General features: G+C 68.6%; 4 protein-coding genes. 3 read left to right on the top strand and 1 reads right to left on the bottom strand.

Annotation, left to right across the window (positions count from 1 at the left end):
• The 3 genes from K9U41_RS21870 to rpoN all read left to right on the top strand — a co-directional run.
• Window positions 1-778 (top strand): LptA/OstA family protein (locus K9U41_RS21870; RefSeq protein WP_349237867.1); only part of this gene is annotated, 778 nt, incomplete at its 5' end.
• A gap of 243 nt (window positions 779-1021) precedes the next feature.
• A complete protein-coding gene (lptB, locus tag K9U41_RS21865) occupies window positions 1022-1966 on the top strand; it encodes an LPS export ABC transporter ATP-binding protein (protein WP_282642953.1) in 945 nt (314 codons plus the stop codon).
• 61 nt (window positions 1967-2027) lie between these two features.
• Window positions 2028-3590, top strand: coding sequence for an RNA polymerase factor sigma-54 (gene rpoN, locus K9U41_RS21860; protein ID WP_282642952.1), 1563 nt, complete (start codon window positions 2028-2030; stop codon window positions 3588-3590).
• A gap of 262 nt (window positions 3591-3852) precedes the next feature.
• Here the strand turns inward: rpoN and K9U41_RS21855 are convergent, their stop codons facing one another.
• Window positions 3853-4281 carry an organic hydroperoxide resistance protein gene (locus K9U41_RS21855; RefSeq protein WP_282642951.1) on the bottom strand — a complete coding sequence of 143 codons (429 nt, stop codon included), beginning with the start codon at window positions 4279-4281 and terminating at the stop codon, window positions 3853-3855.
• Between the last annotated feature and the right edge of the window lie 178 nt (window positions 4282-4459).

Below are 4459 nucleotides of genomic sequence, written 5' to 3'. Positions count from 1 at the left end.
CCGCCACCCAGCCCACTCCCCTTCCCCCGCGACGCCCGGTATCCAACCCATGATCCGCCAGCCTCAGGACCAGGACCGAACCGGCCTTGCCTTCCGCGCCCGGCGCCACGCCCGGGTCGCGCTCGCCCGGGCCGCGGCGGCAGCGATGCTCGTGGCAGCGCCCGGCGCCGCCCTCGTGGGTATCACGGCGCCCGGCGCCGCCCTCTTGAGTCTCGCGGTGCCCGGCGCCGCTGTCGCGCAGACCTCCAACGTGCCCAATGCACTGCAGGGCTTTGCCAAGAACCGCGACCAGCCGGTGCGCATCAACGCCGATTCCCTCGAGGTGCGCGACAAGGACAAGGTCGCCGTGTTCTCCGGCAACGTGCTGGTGACCCAGGGCGACACCACGCTGCGCTCCAAGGACCTCATGGTCTACTACGAGGGCTCCGTCGCCCAGCAGGCCGGCGGCGAGCAGGCGTCCGGCGTCGATCCGTCCCAGAAGGGCCAGATCCGCAAGCTGGAAGCGGTGGGCGGCGTGGTGGTGAAGACCAAGGAGCAGACCGCCACCGGCGACAGCGGCGTGTTCGAGATGAAGACCAACACGGTGACCCTGGTGGGCAAGCCGGTGGTCCTCACCCAGGGCCCCAACGTGATCCGCGGCCAGAAGCTGGTGGTGGACCTCGTTTCCGGCGTCTCCAAGTTCGAGGGCGGACGGGTCGAAAGCCTCATCGTCCCCGGCAGCCTGAAGCAGGACACCCTGCCCAAGCCCGACCAGGGCGGACAGCCCCCCCGCCGCTGACGAAAGCGAACGCGCGCCCCGGTTGAAAACCGCCTGCTGGCGGTAGCCGGGACTGTGGACGGGTGCGCCGCGATTCGCTCAATCATTGTTTCTAATCAAGCCGTTATGCGAGAGGCGCCGAGCCTGGCGCGGCCGCGCACCGGAGTGGAGCGCCGCGCGGCCCATATTTTGCATGGAAACGTTGCATCCCTGGTGAGGACGTTCTAAACCTTCCAATCTGGGGGCCGGGGTGCGGAGGTCGCGTTGAACGTCCTGTCCATGTTCGGCAAGTCTAAAATCAGGTCGAAGACCCCGTCCGGCGGCACCGCCCGCCGGAACGAAAGCAGCGCGCCGCGAGACGCGCGCGAGTGGGACGAGGACGACCCGCGCGACGCCGCCGCCTATGAGGACGGCGACTGGGACGACCCCCGCTACGCTGCCCTCGATGGCCGCGGTGACGGCCGTGACGCCCAGCCCTTCGATTCCACCAGCGCCCTGGCGGCCTTCGGCATCGCCAAGTCCTATGGCGGCCGGCAGGTGGTGCGCGACGTGAGCCTCAACGTCCGCCGCGGCGAGGCGGTGGGCCTGCTCGGCCCCAACGGCGCCGGCAAGACCACCTGCTTCTACATGGTGACCGGGCTGGTGAAGGCCGATCGCGGCCGCATCGAGCTGGACGGCCACGACATCACCCCCATGCCCATGTATCGCCGCGCCCGGCTCGGCGTCGGCTACCTGCCGCAGGAGGCCTCCATCTTCCGGGGCCTCTCGGTGGAGGACAACATCATGGGCGTGCTGGAGGTGACCGAGCCCAACCGCGCCCGCCGCCGGGAGGAGACCGAAGCCCTCCTTGAGGAATTCAAGATCACCCACGTGCGCAAGTCGCCCTCCATCGCGCTTTCGGGCGGCGAGCGGCGGCGCCTCGAGATCGCCCGCGCGCTGGCGAGCCAGCCCTCGTTCATGCTGCTGGACGAGCCCTTCGCCGGCATCGACCCCATCGCCGTGGGCGACATCCAGGCGCTGGTGCGCCACCTCACCTCCCGCGGCATCGGCGTGCTCATCACCGACCACAATGTGCGCGAGACCCTGGGCCTCATTGACCGCGCCTACATCATCCATTCCGGCTCGGTGCTGATGGAGGGCGACCCCGAATCCATCGTCTCCAGTCCCGAGGTGCGGCGGCTGTATCTCGGCGAGGAGTTCCGGCTATGAGCGCCACCTCGCCCCGAATTTCGCTCGCCCGACCCGTTCCCTGCCGGCGGAGGTTGCCGCCATGGTGTTGAGCCCCAAGCTGGAATTCCGCCAGAGCCAGTCCCTGGTGATGACGCCGCAGCTGATGCAGGCCATCAAGCTGCTGCAGCTCTCCAACATGGAGCTGGTCGCCTACGTGGAGGCGGAGCTGGAGCGCAATCCGCTGCTGGAGCGCATCACCGAGGGCGAGGGCGCAGCCGACGCCGCCAGCGGCGAGACCCCCTCCGAGACCGCCCAGCGGGATGACGCTCCCGCCCCCGAGCCCGAGGCCGCCGTTTCCGGCGACTGGATGGAAGGCAACATGGAGCCCAGCCGGGCGGCCATGGAAACCCGCCTCGACACCGATCTCGGCAACGTCTTCCCGGACGACGCCCCCGCCGACCGCGGCGCCTCCGGCGGCGGCTCCACCGGCCAGAGCCCCTCCACCGGCGAATGGGGCGGCGGCGAGCGCGGCGAGGACTACAATCCGGAAGCCTTCCTCACCGCCGAGATGACCCTGGCCGACCACCTGGAAGCGCAGCTGGCCGTGGCGGTGAGCGATCCGGCGCGGCGGCTCATCGGCGTCAATGTCATCGGCCTCATCGACGAGGCCGGCTATTTCACCGGCGATCTCGACCAGCTGGCCGAACAGCTCGGCGTGTCGCGCGCCGATGTGGAGGCCATGCTGAAGCTCATCCAGACCTTCGAGCCGTCTGGGGTGGGTGCGCGCAACCTTGCCGAATGCCTCGCCATCCAGCTCAGGGAGCGCGACCGGTTCGACCCCGCCATGCAGGCGCTGGTGGCGAACCTGGAGCTTTTGGCCCGGCACGACCGCAATGCGCTCAAGCGCGTCTGCGCCGTGGACAACGAGGACCTGGCCGACATGATCGGCGAGATCCGCCGGCTCGATCCCAAGCCCGGCCTCGCCTTCGGCACCGGCGTGGTCCATCCGCTGGTGCCCGATGTCTATGTGCGCCCCGGCACCGACGGCACCTGGCTGGTGGAGCTGAATTCCGAGACCCTGCCCCGGGTGCTGGTGAACCAGACCTATCATGCCACCGTGGCCAAGGTGGCGCGCTCGGCCGAGGACAAGAGCTTCCTCGCCGAGTGCCTGCAGAGCGCCAGTTGGCTGACGCGCTCCCTCGACCAGCGGGCGCGCACCATCCTGAAGGTGGCGAGCGAGATCGTGCGCCAGCAGGACGCCTTCCTGCTGCACGGCGTGCGCTATCTGCGGCCGCTGAACCTGCGCACGGTGGCGGACGCCATCGGCATGCACGAATCCACCGTCTCGCGGGTGACATCCAACAAATACATCTCCACCCCCCGCGGCGTGGTGGAGATGAAGTTCTTCTTCTCCTCCGCCATTTCCGCCTCCGGCGGCGGCGAGGCCCATTCGGCCGAGGCGGTGCGCCACCGCATCAAGCTGCTCATCGAGGCCGAAAGCGCGGACGATGTGCTCTCCGACGACACATTGGTGCAGAAGCTGAAGGAAGCCGGCATCGACATCGCCCGGCGCACGGTGGCCAAGTATCGGGAGGGCATGAACATCCCCTCCTCGGTCCAACGCCGCCGCGAGAAAATGGCCCTGCGCAGCGAGGCCAGCTGAAGAGAGGGGGCGAGGTCCGCCGGAGCGGAACCTCGACCCTGTAGCGCCGCTTCCCGGACCAGCGACGGTGCAGCCGGAGCGCCGAGCCGGGATCCAGCGCAACACTCCCGCGCAAAGACTCCTCCGCGCAAAGACTCCTGCACAGCAGGCAATACCAATGTCCTGAATCAAGGTCCGGAAGCGCACCCGCTGCGGAGGCGTGCGCTCGGCCCCGGCTCTCCGTCCGCCCATGGCGACCGTCAGCCGGGGCACAGGCGCCGTCTCAGGCGAGGCTGAGCTTCACGTCGATGTTGTTGCGGGTGGCGTTGGAATAGGGGCACACCTGATGCGCCTTGGCGATCAGCTCCTCGCCCGCCGCGCGGTCCACGCCCGGCAAGGACACCTCAAGCGCGATCTCCAGGCCGAAACCGCCTTCCGAGCGCGGGCCGATGCCCACGGTGGAGGTGACGGTGGCGTCGGCGGGCACCTTCGCGCTGCCGCCCTGGGAGGCCACGAACTTCATGGCGCCGAGGAAGCAGGCCGCATAGCCGGTGGCGAACAGCTGCTCGGGATTGACCCCAGGACCGCCGGCGCCACCCAGCTCCTTGGGGGTGGAGAGTGCCACATCCACCGCCCCGTCGAGGGTGGCGGAATGGCCGTCGCGGCCACCGGTGGCGCGGGCGGAGGTGCTGTAGAGAACATTCACGGGCATGGGAGGGCTCCTTGCGGGATGTCGCGGCGATATTTAGTCGACACGATTAATTCGTGTACGATATTTCTAGCCACACCGAACCGGTGTGTCAAGCGGTTGCGATTATATCGTGCACGAATTATATTCCGGCCAGTGACCTAAGGTCGTTGCCATGCCCCAAGACACCGCAAAGCCAAAC

Origin of the sequence: Xanthobacter autotrophicus, from assembly GCF_029991245.1 — a bacterium.
GTDB classification, from domain to species: domain Bacteria; phylum Pseudomonadota; class Alphaproteobacteria; order Rhizobiales; family Xanthobacteraceae; genus Xanthobacter; species Xanthobacter autotrophicus_C.
The sequence above is the reverse complement of the archived record's forward strand: the minus strand, read 5'-3'. Positions and strand labels throughout refer to the sequence as shown.